This window comes from Roseibium sp. RKSG952, from assembly GCF_009711355.1.
On the sequence record NZ_SMMF01000958.1, the window covers coordinates 193,138 to 216,423 of the forward strand.

A 23,286-nucleotide genomic window follows, 5' to 3' on the forward strand; every position below is an offset into this window, starting at 1 on the left:
TTGCACGCTTCGCGGCACCAGCTAACTACAGAAAAGATGAAAATCCGATTTTTTGCTTGAACAGGTGCGCGTATGATTGCCAAATTCCCAACGGTCGTGATTGACGGAGTGTTTTTAGGCAAGGTTCGAGAACGTTGGCAGGGCCGGCCGCCTTCCGCCATTGGCAAATCTACTGTCGATGGGCGGCAGAAGATTGACGAATTAGGTTTCACGGGCGATGCGCAAGCAGATCTAAAACACCATGGCGGCCGCGATAAAGCTATTCATCACTATGCAACAGATCATTATCCGCTCTGGATTGCGGAAGGAGAGATTCCCGACGGCACAATTCCAGCGGCGTTCGGCGAGAATATTGCGACCCGTGGCCTGACGGAAGACACCCTCTGCATAGGCGATATATTGAAGCTGGGAAGCGCGACCGTTCAGATCAGCCAAGGCCGTCAACCTTGTTGGAAAGTGTCCGAATATACCAATAACAAGCGCATGGCCTATCGGTTTCAAAAGACTGGCCGCACGGGTTGGTACTACCGAGTTTTGGATCACGGTGCGGCGGGTGCTGGCGATGAGGTGACAGTTTTGGAGCGCCCGCAACCTGATTGGACCGTAAAGCGAGTTACTTTGGCACGATTATCCAGACAGACCTCACAAGGCGAAGCGGAAACCCTAGCTTTGATGCCAGAACTGGCGGATGGATGGCGCCAAGCATTTGCGAAAATGGTATCCGGAAACCTGCTGGAAGATCAGAGCAAACGGCTGGAAGGATGAAAGACGGAGTAGGAGGAGCTGAAGTATACACGCCAGCTGGCGGTCGCTCTCTCTCGTTGCGACGTGAAGCGAGGATGATCAGGATATTTGAGCGATAAGCCTCACATTCAATATCCGATTTCTGTACTTCCCCGCTATTTGCTCCACTTTCTGCATTGGTTACGTCGGGGTTCAGAGCGGACGTTTTGTGCAGGTATAGACGGGTAATCTAAGCCCTTTGCTAACCTCCATTAACCCTTAAGATTTTGCGAATGCAGCAAGTTGCGAACTGCGTATTCCGGGCGTTAGGACCGCGGCTCGCCAATTCTATTCAAGCATCATACGGACTAAGCCGCTACCAAACAGTAGCAGCGGCTCAGCCCAACCAGTCTTGGGGTGACCCCGGACAGGCCGTTTGAGCCCTTACATGACTTTCGTCTATCAAGCCGCTTGGCCAGTGCGGCAATTGACGACCAGTCCACTTTGACTGGTGCTCCGGATGCCGCGGTCGCAACCCACATCGCTGCCGTTTGCGGACACTAGTATGGGGCTGGAAATCGCTCCACAAACAGAGGAAGGCGTTTTGCGGAGTTCAGATTTCAATCTGGCTAATGATCTGAGCAAATGATGCCCCGTGCATATCCCGGTCATATACGGTCCCCTGAATCGCGGGACGCGGTATGCTGATCTTCACTACATTCAGATCAGCTATGTCGAAACGCTTCAGGGTATCGGCGTCAGATTGCAGACAGGATGCCAGTACATCGGTGTCGAGACCGTTGCTGACACGCTGGAACACCTCAGGCGAACCACAGAAAACATCTATGGTCAGCCAGAACGGACCCGCGTTTTTGGACCGTACCTTGTAAACGATGTCTCCAAGCTTGCTCATCCGCCGATCTCCTCGACCTGAAGGCTGAATGCCTGCATCGGGTCGTCCAGATTCAGAACGTGATTGATGCAGAATTCGTAGATTTTGCCTCGTGACATTTCGGCAGGTGAAAAGGGAAATGCGAAGGTTGGCATTTCTTCCTGTTCAGTCAGCGGGTGATGCAAAAGATATGGGTTCAGCATCTTAGCAACTTCGCTGCTCAGGGTCTCTGACTCAGCGGTTACAATGCCCAGAACACCCACTTCAGTTCCCGTTACACCGTCGGGTTCCAACGCACCCAGTGTTGCGTTTTCCCCGATACGCCGAAGTTCGATAGTGAAATCTCCATCCAGACGCTCTTTGGCCTTTGAAGTGCAGCGCGATTGAATATCGTTACACCACTCTTGGATATGGGCAACGTATCGCGGGTCACGCACTAGCGCGAGAGAAACGGTCTGATAACCGGCCAGTTTCGCGCCCTCCAGCTTGACCGTGTAGTCGGGACTTTCGACCCAGATGCTGCCTTCGACCCTTACCTGACGGTCATCGATCGCGTCGTATTTTGCCTTCGTCACATCGAGATAACCCCCGGGTTCATGAAGGATGTAGGGGTCGGAGTTTTCATAGAGCATATGGGCGGAAACCGTGTGCGGCGTAGCACGTGCCTCGGCACCCATTGGTGTCACTGTAAATCCGGTCGTGTCGAACTCGATCAGGATGGTGCCTGAATTCGGGCTGGTTGTGGCCAGCGCACCGCATTCACCGATCTTGGCGCCGTGCCATGCGCCTCCGGCGTGGCAACCACGTGCCAATGGCAGCGCCGAAATGATCGCGGTGTCTGTCGTGCGACCGGCTATAACAATATCGGCCCCTGTGTCCAGAGCGGCCTGAACCTGCTCGGCCCCTGCAAGTGCCACAATGTTACTGCACGCGGCAAAGGTTTCCTCGTCAATTTCCGGCGCAGCGGGAAGGGCGCTGATCCGACCTTCGCGGAAGGCCTGTGCCATCTCTTGCGGGTTTTGCCCACTCTTGAGGATGGCCAGTTTAAGATGTTCGCCTGTCTCCGCTGCGATCTCGCGCGTGATATCGACCAGCCAATCTACTGCGTCATCTGCACCGCATGTCCCGGCAGTGCCAATGACCAGCGGTACGCCGGCCGTGGCCCGAGCCGCCATTAGCTCTCGCCATTCAGCCTTGGTGGACCCGCGCGAGTATTTCGACGTCCCCGTTCCAAGGTAGTGGGGTCCACTGTCAGTGGACCCCCCATCGATTGCAATGATATCAGGTTTCTGAGTGATGCCCCGAGCAAGTGCAGCCGGATCATAACCAAGCCCAAGCGCACCGCAGGGGATGAGAACCTTAACCATCAGTCGGTGATCCTTTGCGGTTTCTTCAGAACGTTGCGCAGGAACATCGGAGCAACGAAACCAAGCACGGCAACAACCCATAGCGTGATCGCGATGCCTGAGCTGAACAGATAGGTCCAGTCACCATCCGACAGCACCATGGCGCGGCGTAGGCTATCTTCCATATGACCACCCAGCAGGATGCCCAGAATGATCGGCACCGTAGGCACATCCAGCTTTCGCAGAATCCAGCCCAGCACACCAAAACCTACCATCAGCAACAGATCGAAATAGCTGCCGGACAGCGAGTAGATGCCTACAAAGCTGACCATGGTGACACCTGGCAGCAGAATCCAGGGCGGAACGCTCAGGATCTTTACGAAGATCTTCACCATAGGAACGTTCATCAACAACAGCACAAAGTTGGCAATCAACAGTGAGGCGATCAGCCCCCAGACCACTTCGGGCCGTTCTGTAAACAGGGTCGGACCTGGTGTGATGTTGAGTGTCATCAAAAGCGCCAGCAGAACAGCGGTGGTTCCGGACCCGGGAACGCCCAAGGTCAACATCGGAACCAGAGCGCCACCCGCAGCGGCGTTGTTCCCCGCCTCAGGTGCCGCAACACCTCTGGCAACGCCTGTTCCGAACTTGCCCTCTTCGCCGGCAACCGACTTTTCGGTCATGTAGGCAAGGAATGAGCCAAGCGAGGCACCTGCACCGGGCAAGATGCCGGCAATAAACCCGATCACCGACCCGCGAAGCTGGGTCATCTTGGTGGACCAGATTTCCTTCCACGGAACCGTAACCTTGTCGAGCTTCACGCCGATCGAGGTGTTTTTGCCATGGCTTTCGATAAAGAAGAACACCTCGGCAATGGCGAACAGACCAACGATGGCGACCAGAAAGTCGATGCCATCAAACAGGTGCATATTGCCAAAAGACAGGCGCGGCAGGCCCGAGTTGTTGTCCACTCCGATCATGGCGATGCCCAGACCAATGCACGACGCAATCGCCGCCTTGGCCTGATTGTTCGAGGCGATGCCGCCAAGAGTTGCGAAGGCCAGAAGGTATAGCGCAAAGTACTCTGCCGGTCCGAATTTGAAGGCGACTTGCGCCAGCATTGGGGCCAGCAGCATCAGGCCGATGGTCGACAGAAAAGCGCCGGTGAACGAAGCCACACCGGATATGACCAGCGCGTCGCCCGCCCGTCCGGCCTTGGCCATCGGATAACCATCCAGCGTCGTCATCAGCGCCGGTTCGTCGCCCGGAATGTTCAGCAGGATCGAACTGATCCGGCCGCCATACATGGCGCCATAGTAAACTGCGGTCATCAGCACCAGTGCACTGGTGGCATCCAGTCCCATCGAGAACGTAAGCGGGATCAGGATCGCGACGCCATTTGACGGACCAAGGCCCGGAAGCGCTCCGATAATGGTTCCGATGAAACAGCCGAAAACGGCCAGCATCAGGGTGAATGGGCTTAGGGCTATGCCAAAGCCCGTTGCGAGATTTGCAAAGAGATCCATGGGGTAACCTCAGCCGTGCATCACGGCAGGCAGGGCGACAAGGCCAAGGCCAAGCGCGAACTTGAATATTGCGAACAGTCCGACTGACAGACCGACACCGGCGATCGCTGCAGGGCCAATACGCGGGCTGATCTGATAGCTCAGGATCGCAGCCGTGATTGCTGTTGGCAGCAGAAAGCCCAGCGGTTTCAGTGCGTAGGCATAGCCGACCAGAACCGCGACGGCGATGGCCAGAGCCCCAAGGGTTTGCAACGCGGGCCACTCGGGGTCTTCATCCGGGCGTAGCGCCACCAGAATTCCACAAAAGGCGGCGATCGAGCCGACGAGGATCGGGAAAGTGCGAGGGCCGACAGGATCGGCCAAGAAGCTGGTCTGGATCTGAGTGGCGCTGGCAACATATGCCAGCGACACCAGGGTCACGACCGCTCCGAAGATGCGGTCAGATACCATTATTGAATTACCCCGATTTCCTTGGACAGGGTGTTGATCTCCGCAACCACGTCATTCACGTAGTTCTGGAAGTCGGCGCCGACCAGGGTAAACGGTGCAAGGCCGTTGGCAGCCATGGCTTCGCTCCATTCGGGGCTGTCAGCAACCTGCTGCAGGCGTTCGGCCCACATGTTAAAGGTCTCGTCGCTGACACCTTTGGGCACATACATGCCGCGCCAGTTTACGGCGACCACATCGATCCCCTGTTCCTTGGCTGTCGGAATGTCATCAAAGCCGGGCACGCGTTCTTCGGTCAGAACCGCTAGGGCGCGCACGTCGCCGGATTTCAAGAAGCCAACAATCTCGGACATATCGCCGGACATTGCCGCGGTAAATCCACCAACCGTCTGGGTGATCGCGTCTGCGCCCCCGTCCACACCGATGTATTTGATAGCCTGAACATCATCGACCCCAGAACGCTGCAGGATCATCAACGGCTTCAGATGGTCAAAGCCGCCGACGGCCGAACCACCTGCAAAGGCCAGCTCGCCCGGGTTGGCCTTGATCGCGTCAACCAGATCGTTCAGCGACTGATAGGGGCTGTCGTTGGCAACAACGATCACGCCCGGATCGGCGCCGATAGCTCCGACAAACCGAACCTGATCCGCTGTCATACCAGCATAGGCATTCTGAGCCAGACGGGTGGTTGTTGCCGAAGAGGCCGCGACGATGAGGTCATCGTCATCGTTCCGCTCAGATACGACATGGTTATAGGCCAGACCACCACCAGCACCGGCCATGTTGGTCACCTGGATCGGTTTATCGACTGCACCGATATCGTGCATGATCTTGCCAATTTGACGGCAGGTGAAGTCCCAGCCACCACCAGGGTTGGCCGGTGCGATGCATTCAGCGGCGTGTCCAGCCGTGGCGCTCACACCCAAAAAGACGCTGGCAGCCAGCGCCTTGAACATACGATTTGTCATGTTTTCCTCCCGTTTGACACATCGATTTGTCTCGTTCATGCTCAATCGAAACGCTCAAACCTGACACCAACCTGTCATGCTTTAAAAAAGGTCGCCGATGCGGCTCCTTCTGATCGAGGACAATCTGAAACTGGCGCATGCCATCGCAGAGCGGCTGCATCTGGATGGTCATGCCGTCGATCATGCCGAGTCGCTGGATGATGCTTCAACATGTATTGCGGTTGCAGATTACGATTTGATTTTATTGGATATTATGCTGCCAGATGGTGACGGTCGCGATTTTCTTGCCCAGCATCGCAAGGCCGCAAATCGAACCCCGGTCATCGTGATTACCGCGCGTTCAGCGGTGTCCGACCGGGTCGGATTGCTGGACCTCGGTGCCGATGACTACATCACAAAACCCTTCGATTTTTCCGAGCTTCAGGCCCGCTGCCGCGCCGTTCTTCGACGGCAGGGTGGCGTAGCGGTCAACCAACGAAGCTTTGAAAGCACAGTGCTTGATTCTACCGCCGGCGAGTTGCGGTTCGCGGGTAAATCTGTGGCTTTAAGAAATCGAGAGCTTCGCCTGTTGGAGGTGTTCTTCAATGCCCCGGGTCAGGTGTTTTCCAAGTCCTATCTGCTGGACCGGCTGTTTTCATTGTCTGACGAAGCCAGCGAGAATGCGATCGAAGTCTATGTGGGCCGATTGCGCAAGCGGTTGGAAGGTTCGGGTGCAACAATTGAAACGGTGCGGGGTCTTGGCTACCGGATTGTAGCTGCGTGAAGTTTCATGCCTCGATACGCCGCCGCCTGTTCTTTCAACTTGCAGGTGTTGCTGCGCTACTGTCTCTGACGTTCTTTTTTGTCGTCCGCGGTGTTGCCGAACGCGCGGCGGAGGGAACTCAGGATCAGGTTCTCGCAGCCTCGGCGATCGCGATGGCCGACAGCCTGCGGAATGAGGGTGGTGGCGTCACGCTGGATTTGCCCTACTCGTCACTCTCAATGCTGGGAACCGTGGGGCAGGATCGCGTGTTTTATCGCGTTGCCGTCTCGGGGCAAACGCTGACAGGATATGATGATCTTCCGGTTCCGGCAGCCCAGCCACAACCGGGTGAGCCGGTGTTCGAAACTCTTATGTTTCGAGGAGACGAAATTCGTTCTGTAACCTTGTTGCGCCCCATGGGCAGTGAGGCGAACCGGGCGCAAGCGTTTGTAACCGTTGCGCAAACCCGGGAAGGTCTGGAGACGATTTCCCGGCGGATCACCACACTCGCGACTGGTATTGGCGCCGGTTTCTTTGTGCTAGCGACTGCACTCAGTTTGTGGGCGGCGGGATCGGCTCTCGCACCGATCAATCGTTTGACCGGGGCCGTTACCCGCAGGGGCCCCAAGGATTTGCGCCCGGTGACGGCCGAGACTCCGCGTGAACTGTTGCCGCTGGTTGAGGCGCTCAACAGCTTTATGGGGCGCCTACGAGCCTCTCTTTTGCGTACCGAGGATTTTATCGCCGAGGCGGCACACCGGGTTCGTACGCCTCTTGCTACGGTGCGGGCGCAGGCTGAAGTCACTCATTTGAAGCTACGCAAACCGGAACACAAGCAAGCTATCCGCGAGATGATCCGGGCCATCGACGAAAGCGCACGATCTGCCGGGCAGATGCTGGATCACGCCATGGTCACTTTTCGCGCTGACAGCCTTTTGCGAGAGGAACTGGACCTGAATGCAGTGGTCGAGGAGACCTGTGACAGGCTGGATCCGACCGCTGACCTGAAAGACATCGTCATCCATCGCAATTTGCCCGATCATGCGGTTTCGTTTCAGGGCGACCGTATTCTTTTGCAGGCGGCGGTGATGAATATTCTGGACAACGCTATCAAGTATTCTCCGGCAGACAGCGACATTACAGTTTCGGTGGTTGAGGGTGCAGAAACAAGTATTGCTGTGACCGACGAAGGGCGCGGGTTTGCAGATACCGATCTGTCGCGTCTGGTCAGTCGATATAAAAGAGGTGCCAATGTCGGGGATGTCGTCGGTTCGGGACTTGGCCTGACCATTGCCGCCGATGTCGCACAGGTACATGGTGGAAGACTTTCCATCAGTTCAAACAAGGAGGGTCCAGGCGCATGCGTATCGCTGCTGTTACCGCGCTGATCCTGTTGTGGGTGTCACGTGCAGTCCTCGCGTTTGAAGTTGAGGATCACATCACCTATCCCGCAGCCAATGAAGGGTCTGTTCTGCGGATCATCTCTACTGCGGACCGCGAAGCCTTCGAGCCTATCATTGCGGCTTTTCAGGCACAGCACCCGGGGGTGAAGGTCGAATATACGATCACCGGCACGACTAGTTTGATGCAGGCAATTGCCGAGGAAGAGGCAGTGTTTGACCTCGCTATCTCTTCGGCGATGGACCTTCAGACCAAACTCGCCAATGACGGTTTCGCCCAGAACTACGATGATGCCGAAACCGACCACCTGCCTGAATGGGCAAGCTGGCGAAATCAGATCTTCGCGTTTACGCAAGAGCCCGCCGTTTTGGTCGTGTCAGACGCCTTTTTCCCGGATGGAGATGCCCCACGCAGTCGCGACCAGCTGATCGCGCTGTTGCGTGAGAACCCCGAGCTTTTTCAGGGGCGCATTGGTACATACGACGTGCGGCAATCGGGTTTCGGTTATCTGATGGCCACGCAGGACAGTCGTAACAGCGAGTCGTTCTGGCGGCTTATGGAGGTGATGGGCAGGCTGGATGCCAAGCTCTATTGCTGTTCCGGCGATATGATCCGGGATGTGGCAAACGGAGAGCTGGCATTGGCGTATAACGTGCTGGGCAGCTACGCGAGTTCGCAGCAAAGCGGCGTCGATGGCTTCCAGATCATAGAATTCGAAGACTACGTGAATGTCATGTTGCGGACCGCGCTGATCCCCGAGACTTCTCTTAACCCTGAAGACGCGAGCAAGTTCATCGATTTTTTACTGGTGTTCGGCCAAAACCCGGACCTCGTGCTTGCATCCGGTCTGCCCGCGATCAATCCATCAGTGCTTCGAGATAACACCGCACTACGCCCTATCCGATTTGGTCCCGGACTGCTGGTGTTTTTGGACAAGATCAGACGAGATAACTTTCTGAAAAACTGGGAAAGTTCCCTGTTTCAGGAATAACGAACTTTGCGAGAAGATGAATGTTCAGCCTACGTGGATACAGGATTCTGAACTGTGGCGGGCCGGGATAGCAGGGCGTGTTATCTACTGTTCGTATGCCGCTTAGTCGGCAGATTCTGTTGCAGTTCAGATGGCAGCACGCAAACAAAATCGCGCCAAAAAACTTGTTGAGACCCGGATCAGGCATGAATGTGTCGTGGCGCTGAACGGTGATACTAAAATAACTTTGTTTTCTTAGACAAAGTTAGACCGACAACGCCTTTTCAATCACTTTCGTTGGTAGTAAGCATTCCACAAATCACTGTCAGAATTGCCGTATCAGGCTTTTGGTGATGTGCGGGCGTGATGGAATGGTAGACATATCGGACTTAAAATCCGAAGGCCTTAGTGCCGTGTGGGTTCGAGTCCCACCGCCCGCACCAAGCTTGAGCTAAACCGGATAGCCAAGCTGAGAAATCAGTTTCCAGATATCTCGATTGGCCTTTGACAGCTGTGCAACCACGTCTTCGATTTCTTGCAGAGCGTTGTCATCTACGGTGTCTTCGCGCCCTAGCTTGATGTCGGTTTTACGGTCGGCGATGCGCATCAGAATTGTCTTTGGGTTCCCGCTTTCCTGATCGAACGAATATATGCAGTGGTTATACTTGTTTCGTATCCCAGAAAGCTTTGTCAGGCGTTGAGTGTGTTCCAGGATGGGGTCGCGAACCTCTTCGGGTCGTCCTTCCATTTTTGCCAGACGCTCGACCAAGTCTATACGCGCACGTGTAGTGTTCAGAGTCAGGAAAATGATCACCGCGACGTCTTTGTTGGTTCCGCTCAAGCCAGCGATCAGATGAATGAGCAGGCTTTCGGTATTGGTCCACATGTAATTTAGCCGCCCGACGAGCAGGATCAGACGGTCAAATTTGGTTTCGAAGTCGTCAGTCACAAGATATCTGCTGCGCCTCTTCTGGCGCGACCTCAAAGTAGAAATGTGCAGCGGCCGTGCGATTGTTGACACCGATTTTCCCTGACACATTGTGCATATGGAGTTTTACGGTGTGCTCCGTGATCCCCAGCTTGGCCGCAATCGTCTTGTTGCTTTTCCCCTGAGACACCAGGCGCAGCACTTGTTTCTCTCGCCGAGTGAGCTTTGAATAAAGAGGGTTCTTTCTGCTTGATGGGGGCGCATCTGGTTGTTTCGGAGATGCTCGGCCACGGTTGCGCGACTCAGAGGGTGAGCGAAGAACGCAATCGGCCAGGAAACTTGGCAAATACAGTTCCTCATGCATCAGCAGACGCAATATCGCACGCCACACATCTGGAGCTACGTTCATCGGCAGGTATCCGATGTCGCCATATCGTCCACGATCCCAGTGTTCGAAAAGAAAACGGGCCGAATCGTCTTTGCGATATGCAAAGGCAAGACACCCAGAAGGTACGGCTTGCTTGTACTCGGATGGCCTGTTCAACAGGTCTTCGAGGTTCATCTGATCAACGACCAGAACCTTCCCGGATTTTGAGGCAAAGCTGGCCGGAGCTTTCACCGCATCAAGGCTGTCGCTGCGATAGGCTACAACTCCGAATTCATTTTGAACGCTTCTTAGGGTTTGATTTGAATAGAATAATTCTTTCCCAATGAAGATTATTGACAGATCATCAGCACTTTCAATTTTGCAAGGAATACTGTTTTGCATAGAAATGCTCATTTTCCTTTCCCCCACTAACAAACTGCACCAATTCTTGCGCCCAAAATTGGCGGCATTTTTTTGTGGTGCGAAACTATTACAGACTCAATAAAATTACCCGGAACCATACCCGAAAGTTCCAATTTCAGCAACAGATTGTTGCTAAAAGCGATCCAAAATTAGAACTTTTGTATAGGCTGAATTTCAGTTTCTTAGGTTTAACCCCCGGAAAAATCATATTTTCCTGCTGTAGTCATAATGAGACTTCATGCGAATGACATTCTCCGAAGTGCGGCAGGTATTTTTCAATATTATATAATAAAAACAATTTAATAGAGGAAGTAGTACTTTCGGTTATCTATTCATCCCACAAATCTGCTGCAACCATGACAGGGCTTCAATTCGTGAAGTTTACTTGTACCTGACGTGTCTGCGGCCCGCGTATTTCCGCGTGAATTTGAGTGGTCACGTAATCGGCTTAGCCGAGAAAGGGGGGTGACAACAAATCTAGCTGAAAGACAAGGCCGCAGACATGCGCAAGTTTCGCGGGTGGATGCCAAATTCTGTTTCAACCGTGCCAAATATCGCTTTGTAGATGAATGGCGGTCTGGCGCATCAAAAATGGATAATTGTTATGCGACGCAATGTTAATAATACAAATGTAACGACCGTTGACGAAATTAATGTCGAAAACCTTGACGCGGACGTTGATGCCGAATTTCAGGTTGACGAAGCTTCAATCGAGGCCAATCTGAACGCTCAGCAGCAGGGTCAGACTGTAGAAAACACCAACGACAACCAGGATGAGCAAAACCAGGCTCAGGCTCAGGCGACCGAAGTCGCGAATGAGCAGGGTCAGGACCAAGGTCAGGATCAGGACCAGGGTCAGGCTCAGCAGCAGGGCCAGCAACAAGGCCAGCAGCAGTCGAACGTCAATGGTGGTGATGACAGCAACACTATCTCGAACAGCATCAACATCGATTTCGGTGAAGGTGAATGGATCCCGCGCGATGATGACCAGGTCGATCTGGACATTGGTGATTCAGCGTCAATCGGTGACGTAATTACCGCAGGTCGCGACCTGAGCTACGATCCAGGTGATGACATGAACCTGGATATCTCGTTGGATGGTGACGGAAACGATATGTCATCAGTCAACAATCAACTGGCAAATCTGAGTGACGATGACACTCTGGATTCACCGACCGTATCCAACAATGCCGATTTCAATCAGAACGGTAACGCCAATGGCGGCACCGCACATGCGGAAGAGGGCATTGGCTCATCGGCAGATGGCGGTAACTCCGGCGCCGGCGGCACCAGCTATGGTGGAGCAGCAGCTTCGGAAACCAATGGTAGCAATGCGTTTGCCCTTGGTGGTCACACCGGTAACGCAGGTGCAGGCGCACAAGGTGGCAATGGTGCCAGCTCGGGTAATGCCAACAACACCAGCTTGGGTCTGGGGCTGTCCGGCGCAGAAGCCAGTGGCGATAGCACTGCAGGTAACGGCGGAAACGCCAACAGCACATCAAGTGCCAACAATACCGGCACCTCGAGCGCTAGCGGTCAGGGTACTGGCGGTAATGGCGGCAGTGCGGATTCGTTTGGCCTTGGTCTAGGACTGGGTCTGTCTGGTTCAAATGCCGAAGGCAATGCGAATGGCGGTGAAAACGCCTCGGGTTCGCTGGCAGCTGGCCTTGGTTTGGCTGGAAATGACACTGACGCAGCAGGCTCAAACGGAGGAAACTCTGGCTCGTCGAATTCTGGCTCCGCGACGAACAACAGCACGGGTACAAACGAAGCCAATGATGCGACAGCTGGCAGCAATGGTGCCTCAGGCGCAGCAGGAAGCTCCGCTGGTAGTGGCGCAAGTGGTTCCGGTGGATCCGGTTCCGGCGGTTCGGGCTCAGGTGGTTCGGGTTCCGGCGGCGGCGGTACTGGCGGTGGCGGCACCGGTGGTGATGGTTCCGGCGGATTCTCGGGTATGGTTGAAGCGGCAGTCGCCGCGTTGAACCAGGAAATCGCAGATAGCCTTGGCGCGAATGCGGGATCCTCTGATGCCACAACCGGTGGCGGCGGAACTTCTGGCAATAACCCAGGTACCGGCGGCTCAGGAACTGGTGGCACAGGTACTGGTGGTGCAGGAACTGGCGGTGCCGGAAGCGGTGGCGCGGGATCCGGCGGTCCAGGTACTGGCGGTAATTCAGCTGCGAACTCCGGTGCGCAGGGTGTTGGCGATCAATCGGCAAGTGGCCCGAATATCGGTCAGAACCCAGGTGCTATCAGTGGCGCGGCAAATAACCCGCAAACGGCTGATTCAGCTGGCGGTGCCGGTGGTTCGAACGCTGCAAACGGTGCGGCAAACGGGTCTGGTAGCGGCACGTCTACAGCCGAAGGCGCAGGTGGCGCAGGCGGTACGACAACGCCGACAGCAACTTCGACCGGTAGCGGTGGTGGTTCTGCGGATGCAGCCAATACTGCCGGTGCGGGTGGCGCAGCTGACGTGTTTGCCGAATCTGCAACCGATGGTTCTGCCGATAGTCTCGCCGAAGCGATCGCCGGATACGGTGGCGCAGCAAACAGCGACAACGACGCCAACTCGACCGGTTCCGGTAGCGCGACAGGCGCGGCCAATACTGGTGCAGGTGGTGCCGGTGGCGCAGCAACGGCAACTGGCGGAACCAGCGGCTCGGCTATGGGAACAGCCACATCCGGCGATACCATGGGTGGCACGATTACCGGTGGCAGCGCGGCAGGCGCCTATTCGGGTGACGGCGGCGCTGGCGGTAACGGTGGTACGTGGGGTTCCAACAACGGTGGCGACGGTATCGTGACCGGAGAATCCTACGCCTCGGCAGCTGCGGTAGTTGATACGTCAGCATTCAACCAGTCGATCGTCATGGGTGCCAACGTGCTTGGTAACTCGGTTGACACGACCATGGTTGGTGGCTCGATGACTTCGACTTACTCGAGCGACGACACCGAAGCATAATCAAATATCGGGGACCGTATTGCGGTCCCCGTTTCTGTTCTACGAAAACGCCGGGGCCGTTTTGCGGCCTCGGCCCAACCAAGCCTAAACCGGAAATTTTCTGCCGGGCAGGGTGATAGGGATAATCGATATGGCACTCGACAGTGTTACAGAAACGATTGCACATTTTGTTGGAACTTTTGAGCTAACAATTGAACAAGCCCGCCTAAGGGATCAGTACGAAGAGTTCACCGCACTCAGGCGTAAGGCCGAAGTCGAAGAGCTGGAAGATCCGATTACGATACGGGTCAAGGCAGATTTGAAGCTTGATCCGGGCGAGTACGATCCTCTTCCCTACCGTTTCAAGACCCCACCTGCAGAGCCGGTATTACCGCCCCCGGTCGATGGACCGGTCAAGGAGACCATCATAGTGCTAGGCGAGCCGGCGGCGGAAGGGCAGCTGGTCCCTGACAATCAATTAGGCCAGTCCGGTAATCTGGATTTTGTGATCATTCAGCAGCAACCGGAAATCGGAACACACGGATCTGCTGTAACCTACACAATGCAGACGCTGACCCTGAGCGACAACGATATCGTTGGGCAGGGAGATTTCAGAGATACAGAGACAATGATTGCCGAGGCAGAGGAAGCTCTGGACATGGCTCTGTCTCTGCACGCCATGTCGGCACCTTCGCTGGCGATTTCCGACTACATGTCATCTGACTATGTCGAGGGATTGGCCGAGCAGATGCAGACACCGATGAATTCGGATGTCGAGGGTGTCACCATACATCAGTTCCATGGCGGTGACGCCATGGGTATCATCGTAAATGGAGAGCATGTCGAAGAGGCACCGGTCTGGTCGGAACTTCTGCCAGAGCATCATCAACCGGAAGAGGATGCAGAAGCGGAAGCAACCGCACATCTGCCTGATGAGTGGGATCAGTCCGAGGACCCGGAGTTTGACGATGGTCATACTGTGATCGTCGGAGGCAATTTGGCAATTAACGAGGTCGCGGCAAATGTTGCTTGGGTCGACGCTCCGTTTATCGCCGTTGGCGGGCAGGCCATTAGTCTCACGATGGTCAGTCAAGTAGCCGTTGTTTCAGATATGGATCAGGGCAATGTGGGGAGTGGCTCGGGGACCAATGTGGTCCAATCCGCTCAGATCGAAGTCGAAGCCAAGGCCGCGCCCTGGCTGGCCCAGAGTACTGACGACGCAGAGCAACCCTCATTCCTGTCAGTGGATTGGATACATGGCGATCTGGTCGTGGCAAATTTTGTAAAACAGATGATCGATGCCACGGATATTGATCATATTCAGACCGAAATCTCAGCGGCTTCAACGTTATATGCGATGGGTGACAACGAGATGGTCAACGTCTCGGACCTGATCCAACTGGGAAGTTTTTATGATCTGATCATGATCGGTGGCGACATGATCTCGGTCGATATGTTGTTCCAGACATTGGTCTTGATGGATGACGACGTCGTAACCGGCGGCATGGCAGCTGGCACTGGTGGCGGAGACGACAATCTGGTCATGAACCAGGCCTCTTTGACCACAATTGGAGAGGACAGCGAAGGAGAGCTGAACGATAACCTCACTGAGGCCATGGCCCTGAGTGATATGGATCTCGCCGCCCTTGAGGAAGCACTGCTGAACGATCCCATGTTTGCGGGAATGGAACAGATGCGCGTTCTCAAGATCGACGGCAATCTGCTGCAAGTTAATATCGTGGAACAGGTCACAATGCTTGCAGATCAGGATGATGTTCATCTGGCTGGTCCAAACGGCGCAGAAACCGAGGTTCTTTCCGGAAGCAACGCAATGCTGAATGCAGCAAATATCACCAAGATCGGAGTCGACTCGACTGTTATGGCGGCCGGGGGCACGTATTCGGATCTGCTGCTGCATCAGGCCAGTTTGATCGAAATGCCCGAAAATGAGGAAAGCGAGGAGCTCGCAAATGAGGCAATCGCTCTGCTGATGGAGGAAAGCGCCGGTGTTGCTGGTCAGGCAGGAATGGGCACTCAGGGTCCACAACTGACACCTTCAGAAATGCTAAGTCCCGATGATGGCCTGCAAAGCATGCTGGTCTGACTTCCCTGTTTGTTACGAGTGACCGGAAGGTTTATTTATGTCGATCGTTTTTTCGTCGCGCCGTACCCGATATGCCAGCCCGCTGGATCGGCACGGTGGAGGCGGACCATTAACTCTCAGAGCCTGCGATCTGGTTAATCAGACCGATCAATCGAAACTCAAGTTCAGAAAGTCCAGGCTGAGGCTGACGCGGGAGATGCGCTTGCCAGAAACGGAGCAGACCCTGTCAGCATCGACCTGCGATGAAAGGAAACCTGAGCCCGATAAGGTTCAGGAAACTATCGAGGCTCATGAGCCTGAGTCGCCGAATGCGGCTACTGAATTAGAAGAGAAAGTAATTGCGACGAACTCACGATCAAGCGCCGAACCTCCCCTTCGGCGCGGACCGTCGCAGCCCGCGCCCAATACTGAAATGGCGGGCGGCGACAATGGGGTGGCCGATGCCGACAGCCCCGATCCGAAGGCCGTGGAACAACCGACTGCGCGTATGACCCCCTCGTCCCAGTCGGCTGGAACGGATCGCATAGGCACCACTATCGAGGCCAAAGCAAATCAGCCTTTGCCCCGCACCGAAACGGGCGGTGGTGATGGCAAAGGGCCACCCCAAACCTTTCACAAGCGCACTCCGCCCGAGGATTTTCAACGGACGTTGCGCACCTCAATGCGGGCAATCTGGCGGAACCTGGCGTTTGTTCTGGTTCTTACTTGCGCAACCAATGTCCTGATCCTTGCGATCCCGATCTACCTGTTCCAGATCAGTGACCGTGTTCTGACCAGCCGATCGCTGGATACTCTGATCATGCTGACCGCGATTGTGGCAGGAGCTGTGATATTCCAATCGGCTTTTGATGCCGTACGCCGCTTCATGCTGATGCGCACCGCTGTTGAGGTCGCGGCCCGACTTGGCGCTCCGATCCTGAGCGCAGCGGCGCACGCGTCTTTGCACGGAACGGGCCGTGAATATCAGACTCTGGGTGATTTGCAGCAGGTACGCGGATTTCTCGTGTCGGGCACTCTGATTTCATTTCTGGATGTCCCCTTTGCGCCGCTATTCATCCTGATGATCTTTCTCGTTCATCCTCAACTTGGAATGATCGTCATTTTTACAGCATTGCTGTTGATGATCATTGCGCTGATCAATCAGAAAATGACAGCCAAACCGTTTGCCAAGGCCAACATGGCGCAATCGCTGGCGAACCAGCATCTGGATTCAATGTCACGCAACAGCCAGATCATCAACGCGCTGGCCATGATACCCGAAGCTGTTCGTATCTGGGGGCGGGACACGGCCCAGTCTCTGACGTGGCAGGTGAAAGCGCAGGATCGTAACGTTATCTTTGCGGCGATTTCGCGTGCAGTACGTCTGCTGACCCAGATCGGAATTCTGGGCTGGGGCGCATTCCTTGCGCTTCAGGGCGAGATAACGGGCGGTATGGTCATCGCTGCCTCAATCATTGCAGGACGAGCGTTTGCCCCGATCGAAGGATCGATTGAGGGATGGAACAATTTCCTGCTCACGCGGGGTGCTTTCGATCGGATCAATGCATTGCTGAAAAACTCGGCGCTGCAATTCGAAAAACTGCGTCTGCCGCGCCCTGAAGGTCGGCTGGATGTCGAACGCCTGCTCTACGTGCCAGGTGGTACCAAGCGGGTCGTTCTGAATGGAATTTCGTTTTCACTGAATCCGGGTGAAACGCTCGCGATTATTGGCAATTCCGGCGCAGGAAAGACGACATTGGGTAAAACTCTGGTTGGGTCGATCCTGCCCACGTCAGGCAGTGTCCGGTTGGATCTGATGGATATCCGCAACTGGGATCCGCGGCAGTTTGGCGAAAGCATCGGATATCTTCCGCAGGATGTGCAGCTGTTCCCGGGGACGATCAAGGATAACATCGGCCGAATGCGCAATGATGCGACTGATGAGCAGATTCACGACGCAGCTGTGCTTGCCGATGTTCACAACATGATCGCCACCTTGCCGCAGGGATATGAGACCGTTGTAGCTGCTGATGGGACGCCGCTGTCGGGCGGCCAAAAACAACGCATCGCACTGGCTCGAGCGTTTTTCGGGAACCCGCGTATGGTCGTCCTGGACGAGCCGAACTCGAACTTGGACGTCGCCGGTGACAAGGCGCTGGCCAAGGCTATCGAACAGGCCAAAGAAAGCCAGATCACAGTCGTGGTAATCACGCAAAAACCGACGCTGTTAAATGTGGTGGACAAGATCATGCTTCTGACAGACGGGCGAGTGGCCTTGTTTGGCCATCGTGAACAGGTTCTGCAGCAACTGAACGGTCCGCGTAAGCAGCCGGAAATTCAAGGATAGACAGGGGGAGAAGATGAACGAACTGGTTCGAGTTGAAGACTCCGCTGTCTGGTATTCTGAGGTGCCGAGATCAATAAACAGATTGGTCTTCATCGGGATCATAATGTTGATCGTTTGTTTTGGTGGCTTTGGTGTCTGGTCATTTCGTGCACCGCTCGCGGCGGCCGTAATTGCCCAGGGAAGCTTTGTCGCCACGGGTCGCAACAAGATCGTTCAGCATCTGGAAGGTGGGATTATCGAGGATATTCTGGTTACCGAAGGAGAGGCAGTACAAGCTGGTCAGATACTTATGACACTTGATCAGACTTCGGCTGAGGCCAATGAACGCGAACTGTTCATTCGTAAAATACGTCTGCAAGCGATGGTGGAACGCCTGTTGGCTGAGTATGGCGAGCAAGAGAAATTGACCTTCTCAAATGATCTTGTTGAAGCCTCTGATGATGTGGAGGTCATGACCATTCTTGACAGCCAGCGCCTGAGCTTTGAAGTCTCACGCAAGACACTTTTGAACGACATCGCTTTACTAGAGCGAAACATGGAAGCCCTTAAAATTCGCGCAAGCGGGTTCGAGGCACAGCTTAGCAGTATGCAGCGGCGCCAGGATATCCTTCAGGAGGAATACGACACAAAGAACTCGCTGTTCGAAAAGGGTTTGGTCCGCAAAGGTGATCTGAACACGATCCGTCGCGTTCAGGCCGAGGCCGATGGACAACTCGCGCGGCTAAAGGCCGAAACAGCCGAGGTGAATCAGATGCTGCTGAAGTACGAAGAACAGATTTCGCGTACCCGATCAGCTTACAGAGAGGCGGCACTGGATGAGCTGGGCGTGATCGAAGCCGATCTTGAGAGTGTGCGGGAAAAAGCACGACAGGCGCGTAGTGTTCTGGATCGTGCCGTGGTTCGGGCACCGGTTACCGGAACTGTTGTGCGGCTTCATTACCACACGCCCGGTGGTGTTATCGAAACGGGTGAGCAGATTGCAGAGATCCTGCCAGCCGATGCGCCACTGATCATCGAAGCACAAATTCCGCGTACAGAAATCGACAGTGTTGTCACAGGGCAAAATGCCACCGTCCGTCTTGTTGCGTTGAACCAGCGCACAACCCCTGTGCTGAGTGGCGAGGTCTTCTATGTTTCAGCAGACGCATTACTGGAGGAGGCCGCAGGGGTTCCGCAGGAAGTGTATCTGGCACGCATTTCGCTAACTCCGGATGAGATGGAACGGGTTCGCGGCTTTGTCCCAACGCCAGGGATGCCGGCCGAGATCATGATCCAGACCGAAGAACGGACCTTTGCCGCCTATATCGCCAAACCGGTGGTCGACAGTATGTCACGTGCATTCCGCGAGCATTAGTCCGACCTGTAGGCTTACAACAGCTACACCTTCAAAAAACGGCATGTTAGCATCTCGCGAATCCAATTGGGAGAGCAGGACATGCCACTGACAGTCAAAGACATGATGGAAGCCGCCAATGCGGTCGTCGAACGCATCGATATTTCCAAGGCAAGGGATTTGTTGGCGCAAGGTGGGCTGTTGCTGGATATTCGCGATGCGCCCGAACTCGAACGGACGGGCAGGGCTGTCGGTTCTCATCATATTCCACGTGGGATGTTGGAGTTTCGGGCCGATCCAAATGTGCAGTCCCATGATCCGGAATTGCGTAAAGATCGTCCAATCATTCTGCATTGTGCTTCGGGTGGACGGGCTGCGCTGGCCGGCAAGCTATTGAAAGACATGGGGTATGAAAAGGTCTACAACCTTGGCGGTTTTTCGGACTGGGCCAATGCTGGCGGCGAGATCATCGGGCCTGTCGATGCAGGGATGTAGCGTTTCGATCTGATACAAATCAAAGCCAGATGTATTCGCAGGTTCTAATGTGATGGTCAGAAGTCAAGCAATGGGACAACTGACCATGATACGCCTCGCAGCCATACTATACTCACTGATTTCAACCGCACTTGCCGGGTCTGCCGTTATCGCAGTTCTGTCGGCCGGATTGGTTTCGACCATGGCTATTGTTTCAGCCGCGGCCGTCGGCTTTGTGGTGGCTGCACCGGTCTCATGGCTTGTTGCGCGACGCCTGTATCAGGGTAATGCATCCTGATCAGGCGTTCAGGAATGTCCTGACAGCTGCTTCGAATTCTCTTGGTTTCTCGGCGTGAAGCCAATGGCCTGCGCCGGGAATTTTGGCAAACCGCGCATTTGGGAACAGTGCCCGGATAGTCTCGCGATGTTCGGGCATCACATAGTCTGAATCGGCACCTGACAGAAACAGCACAGGCCCGCTCCATGAGGTGTCGATTTCCGGAAATCCCATGATGTTCGGCATCTGGTCCGCCAGGACATCCAGATTCAATCTCCATCGCTTACCAGAGACATCCAGTGACTGCGTGAAGAAACTCTGCAGTGCCTTTTCAACACCAAGCTCTGCCAGTTGTGCTTCGACGTCTGATCGACGCTCTAAGCGAGACATGTCCACGGCGCGCATCGCTTTGATATATTGTATTTGGCTATGACCGTAGCTGACCGGGGCAATGTCGGCGACCACCAGTTTATTCACTAATGCCCCGTGCTGCAGAGCCAGCGTCATTGCCGCTTTTCCGCCCATCGAATGGCCGATTACGTCCGCTTTGCCGCCAATGCTCTCAATCACTTCGGCCAAATCCTGTGCCAGGTGAGGATAGTCATGGTGGCTGTTCCACATGCTGTAGGCATGGTTGCGCATATCAACCGCTACGACCTGACGCTCATCAGAAAGGCGGCGGGCAATAACGCCCCAGTTGCGGGCCGATCCATAAAGACCATGAGCGATAATCAAGGGCGGGCGATCTGTTGGTTCGCCATGAATGATCGTGTTCAGCATGGTTTCGTGATACCTGCCGCCGAGCGGAACAACCAGCCCCATTGTCGGCACTTGTGGGCGAGGTTAAAAGACCTGACAGGAGGCACCTCATGTCGCAGGAAACCGATATTCAGACCCAGATCGCTGAGACGATCGTTTTGCTGCGCAAAAAGCTTGGGGTGCGTGACAAGACATTGGCGGCTTCGGTGAGGCGTGCCAAACGGCGTCTTCCGCGCAAAATCTACAAGCAGGCCATGCTACTGGCCGGGGCCGAACAGATGTCGGAACACCCCAAACTGCGCCTGACACTGGATACCCCAAGGTTGGAACAGGCTTCTCATGACGTTCAGACGCATTTGCGAGCCATCAATCTGGCTGATCGTAGATGGGGTTGGTTCCTTGGATTGCTCGGCAGTCTGGCTTTCAACATGCTGGCGCTGACGACACTGCTGCTTGTTTTTCTGTGGTGGCGCGGGTTGATCTGACCATATCTTTCGGCCTATCCGCATCCTTGTGAACAAAGTTCAAGGTTGAGGGCGGCATGTCATCCAAATCCCAGATCAGACGCGAGCAGTTGCGCGAAAAGCTGACCGAAGCGGCTGAGATTCGTATCGCGCGTGATGGAATCTCGGATCTGAGGGCACGGGATCTTGCCAAAGATGCCGGGTGTGCCTTGGGTGCGATCTATAACGTCTTCGATGATCTGAATGCCATCGTGATGGCCGTGAACGGCCGTACGTTCAAACGCCTGGGTGAGGCTGTAAGCGGTTCCTTTGATGGCAGTGAAGAACCCGTTCAGCGGCTGATTGTCATGAGTACGGCCTATCTTCATTTTGCGGATCAAAACACATTGCTCTGGCGCGCGCTTTTTGATCTGCAGATGTCAGAGGATGGTCCAGTACCTGATTGGTATCGCAACGCGCTCAAAGGCCTGTTTGCATTTATTGCAGAACCGGTGGGGCAGTTGTTTCCCGAATATGACAATGTTGAGCGCGAACTGATGACACGTGCGTTGTTTTCGTCGGTGCACGGGATCGTGACCCTTGGTTTGGAAAACCGGATATCCGGAGTACCTCCGGAACAGATCGAACGGATGATCACGCAGGTTCTTTCACGAATTGGAAACAAATAGTTTCCTGAACATCGTTCAAGAAAATACTTGAACGATGTTCACGTGTTTGCTACATCCAAATTGTGAACGATGTTCATGAATTGGAGGAACGCATGTTCGGTACATTGAAGACCTTGATAAACGGTGCAAATGCCCGGGCCGAAGACCGCCTGCGCGACACTTACTCGATTGAATTGATCGACCAGAAGATCCGCGAAGCGGACCAAAATCTGAAGGCAGCGAAACTGACACTCGCCAGTCTGATCCAAAGAAAGCGTAACGAAGCGCGGCAGGTGGATGTGCTGCAAAGCCGCATCGACGATTTGATGGCGCGGGCTGAGCAGGCTTTGGCCGATGGTCGTCAGGACATGGTGCAAAGTGCGGCTCAGGCTGTGGCGGATCTGGAAAATGAAAAAACCATCCGCACACAAACCGTTGATCGGCTGGAAACCCGGGTTCTGCAGTTGCGCCAGACCGTCGAGGCTGCGAACCGCCGCATTCTGGATCTCAAGCAGGGGGCAATCTCGGCGCGTGCAGTCAAGCGAGAGCAGGGTTTGCAGAAGCGATTGAACCGTCATCTGGGTGGTGAAAGCCCAATCGATGAAGCGGAAGGCCTGATCAATCGCGTAATGCAACAGGACGATCCGTTCGAACAGTCGGAAATCCTGCGGGAAATCGACGCGGGGCTGGATCACACCAACGTTGCCGAGCGCATGGAAGAGGCAGGGTACGGGCCAAAGACCCGGTCCACCGCCGCCGATGTACTGGCTCGCCTCAAATCAAAATCGAACGACTAAGTCTTTCAATCAACTCATACTGAAAACGGAGAATTCAAATGACTCATCAAAATGAAAACGGCCTGATCCTGATGCTGAACGGTGCTGGCGTTGTTGTCGCCTACGCGTTGCTGGGAATTTCGCTGTACCTGTCCACGGAAGTTCCTTTGGCAACCAAAGGCTATTGGGGCATGGGCATCGTTCTGCTGACGCTGAGCCTGATCAACGTGGTTAAGTATCGCTTTGACGCACGTTCGGCAGAGGACCGCATCAATCGGATTGAAGAAGCGCGCAACGAGAAGCTGCTGGAAGACGTTCTGAAGGACCCGACCTCCGACGTTTGACCCGAAGCTCTGATCAATACCCCAAGAACAAAAAAAACGGCGCCGGAGTGGCGCCGTTTTCTTTGATTGTTCGTAACCCTTACAGGTTTGGATATATAGGGAAGCGTT

The 23,286-nt window shown here is 54.8% G+C and carries 22 protein-coding genes and 1 tRNA gene; 15 read left to right on the forward strand and 8 right to left on the reverse strand.

What is annotated here, in order from left to right:
- Positions 1–72: 72 nt before the first annotated feature.
- The gene (locus E1297_RS39955; RefSeq protein ID WP_155148166.1) at positions 73–765 is read left to right on the forward strand and encodes an MOSC domain-containing protein; all 693 of its coding nucleotides are present in this window, start codon (positions 73–75) and stop codon (positions 763–765) included.
- A 571-nt stretch (positions 766–1,336) separates the two neighbouring features.
- Here the strand turns inward: E1297_RS39955 and E1297_RS39960 are convergent.
- Genes E1297_RS39960 through E1297_RS39980 form a run of 5 tightly spaced genes read right to left on the reverse strand, consistent with a single transcriptional unit; the run spans position 1,337 to position 5,902 of the window.
- The gene (locus tag E1297_RS39960) at positions 1,337–1,636 is read right to left on the reverse strand and encodes a DUF4387 family protein (RefSeq protein ID WP_155148168.1); all 300 of its coding nucleotides are present in this window, start codon (positions 1,634–1,636) and stop codon (positions 1,337–1,339) included.
- Complete coding sequence (locus tag E1297_RS39965) at positions 1,633–2,982, reverse strand: acyclic terpene utilization AtuA family protein (RefSeq protein WP_155148170.1); 1,350 nt, start codon at positions 2,980–2,982, stop codon at positions 1,633–1,635. The genes E1297_RS39960 and E1297_RS39965 overlap by 4 nt, the downstream gene beginning before the upstream one ends.
- Positions 2,982–4,487 (reverse strand): tripartite tricarboxylate transporter permease, encoded by a 1,506-nt coding sequence (locus tag E1297_RS39970; protein WP_155148172.1) that lies wholly within the window; start codon positions 4,485–4,487, stop codon positions 2,982–2,984. Before E1297_RS39970 ends, E1297_RS39965 begins: the two co-directional genes overlap by 1 nt.
- 9 nt (positions 4,488–4,496) lie before the next feature.
- Positions 4,497–4,937, reverse strand: a complete 441-nt coding sequence (locus E1297_RS39975; RefSeq protein WP_155148174.1) for a tripartite tricarboxylate transporter TctB family protein — start codon at positions 4,935–4,937, stop codon at positions 4,497–4,499.
- A complete protein-coding gene (locus E1297_RS39980) occupies positions 4,937–5,902 on the reverse strand; it encodes a tripartite tricarboxylate transporter substrate binding protein (protein WP_155148176.1) in 966 nt (321 codons plus the stop codon). The genes E1297_RS39975 and E1297_RS39980 overlap by 1 nt, the downstream gene beginning before the upstream one ends.
- A 97-nt stretch (positions 5,903–5,999) precedes the next feature.
- Between E1297_RS39980 and E1297_RS39985 the strand changes: the two genes are divergently transcribed.
- From E1297_RS39985 to E1297_RS40000, 4 genes are all read left to right on the forward strand, one after another.
- Complete coding sequence (locus tag E1297_RS39985; RefSeq protein WP_155148178.1) at positions 6,000–6,665, forward strand: response regulator transcription factor; 666 nt, start codon at positions 6,000–6,002, stop codon at positions 6,663–6,665.
- Positions 6,662–8,032: a sensor histidine kinase gene (locus tag E1297_RS39990; protein WP_209016280.1), complete on the forward strand. Its 1,371-nt coding sequence runs from the start codon at positions 6,662–6,664 to the stop codon at positions 8,030–8,032. Before E1297_RS39985 ends, E1297_RS39990 begins: the two co-directional genes overlap by 4 nt.
- A complete protein-coding gene (locus E1297_RS39995; protein WP_155148180.1) occupies positions 8,005–9,036 on the forward strand; it encodes an ABC transporter substrate-binding protein in 1,032 nt (343 codons plus the stop codon). Before E1297_RS39990 ends, E1297_RS39995 begins: the two co-directional genes overlap by 28 nt.
- 336 nt (positions 9,037–9,372) lie before the next feature.
- Positions 9,373–9,458 (forward strand) — tRNA-Leu (locus E1297_RS40000).
- Between the two features lie 8 nt (positions 9,459–9,466).
- Here E1297_RS40000 and E1297_RS40005 read toward each other — a convergent pair.
- Positions 9,467–9,964 carry a hypothetical protein gene (locus E1297_RS40005; protein WP_170335371.1) on the reverse strand — a complete coding sequence of 166 codons (498 nt, stop codon included), beginning with the start codon at positions 9,962–9,964 and terminating at the stop codon, positions 9,467–9,469.
- Positions 9,957–10,724, reverse strand: a complete 768-nt coding sequence (locus E1297_RS40010; protein WP_155148181.1) for a response regulator transcription factor — start codon at positions 10,722–10,724, stop codon at positions 9,957–9,959. Before E1297_RS40010 ends, E1297_RS40005 begins: the two co-directional genes overlap by 8 nt.
- A 613-nt stretch (positions 10,725–11,337) precedes the next feature.
- Here E1297_RS40010 and E1297_RS40015 point away from each other — a divergent pair.
- From E1297_RS40015 to E1297_RS40040, 6 genes are all read left to right on the forward strand, one after another.
- The gene (locus E1297_RS40015) at positions 11,338–13,695 is read left to right on the forward strand and encodes a hypothetical protein (RefSeq protein WP_155148183.1); all 2,358 of its coding nucleotides are present in this window, start codon (positions 11,338–11,340) and stop codon (positions 13,693–13,695) included.
- 130 nt (positions 13,696–13,825) lie between these two features.
- Complete coding sequence (locus E1297_RS40020; RefSeq protein ID WP_155148185.1) at positions 13,826–15,778, forward strand: type I secretion protein; 1,953 nt, start codon at positions 13,826–13,828, stop codon at positions 15,776–15,778.
- A 202-nt stretch (positions 15,779–15,980) separates the two neighbouring features.
- The gene (locus tag E1297_RS40025; protein WP_244328055.1) at positions 15,981–18,104 is read left to right on the forward strand and encodes a type I secretion system permease/ATPase; all 2,124 of its coding nucleotides are present in this window, start codon (positions 15,981–15,983) and stop codon (positions 18,102–18,104) included.
- Positions 18,105–18,117: 13 nt separating this feature from the next.
- On the forward strand, positions 18,118–19,458 hold the full coding sequence (locus E1297_RS40030) for an HlyD family type I secretion periplasmic adaptor subunit (protein ID WP_155148189.1): 1,341 nt from the start codon (positions 18,118–18,120) through the stop codon (positions 19,456–19,458).
- 81 nt (positions 19,459–19,539) lie between these two features.
- Complete coding sequence (locus E1297_RS40035) at positions 19,540–19,932, forward strand: rhodanese-like domain-containing protein (RefSeq protein ID WP_155148191.1); 393 nt, start codon at positions 19,540–19,542, stop codon at positions 19,930–19,932.
- A 70-nt stretch (positions 19,933–20,002) separates the two neighbouring features.
- Positions 20,003–20,209, forward strand: coding sequence for a hypothetical protein (locus E1297_RS40040; protein WP_209016281.1), 207 nt, complete (start codon positions 20,003–20,005; stop codon positions 20,207–20,209).
- Here E1297_RS40040 and E1297_RS40045 read toward each other — a convergent pair whose 3' ends face one another.
- Positions 20,210–21,010 (reverse strand): alpha/beta fold hydrolase, encoded by an 801-nt coding sequence (locus E1297_RS40045; protein WP_209016282.1) that lies wholly within the window; start codon positions 21,008–21,010, stop codon positions 20,210–20,212. It abuts the gene before it with no gap.
- 47 nt (positions 21,011–21,057) lie between these two features.
- Here E1297_RS40045 and E1297_RS40050 point away from each other — a divergent pair, with 47 nt between their 5' ends.
- The 4 genes from E1297_RS40050 to E1297_RS40065 all read left to right on the forward strand — a co-directional run bounded on the left by E1297_RS40050 (position 21,058) and on the right by E1297_RS40065 (position 23,178).
- Positions 21,058–21,432, forward strand: a complete 375-nt coding sequence (locus tag E1297_RS40050; protein WP_155148194.1) for a hypothetical protein — start codon at positions 21,058–21,060, stop codon at positions 21,430–21,432.
- Between the two features lie 56 nt (positions 21,433–21,488).
- Positions 21,489–22,079, forward strand: coding sequence for a TetR/AcrR family transcriptional regulator (locus E1297_RS40055; RefSeq protein ID WP_155148196.1), 591 nt, complete (start codon positions 21,489–21,491; stop codon positions 22,077–22,079).
- A 92-nt stretch (positions 22,080–22,171) separates the two neighbouring features.
- Positions 22,172–22,855: a PspA/IM30 family protein gene (locus E1297_RS40060; RefSeq protein WP_155148198.1), complete on the forward strand. Its 684-nt coding sequence runs from the start codon at positions 22,172–22,174 to the stop codon at positions 22,853–22,855.
- Between the two features lie 38 nt (positions 22,856–22,893).
- Positions 22,894–23,178 carry a hypothetical protein gene (locus E1297_RS40065; protein WP_155148199.1) on the forward strand — a complete coding sequence of 95 codons (285 nt, stop codon included), beginning with the start codon at positions 22,894–22,896 and terminating at the stop codon, positions 23,176–23,178.
- Positions 23,179–23,286: the final 108 nt, after the last annotated feature.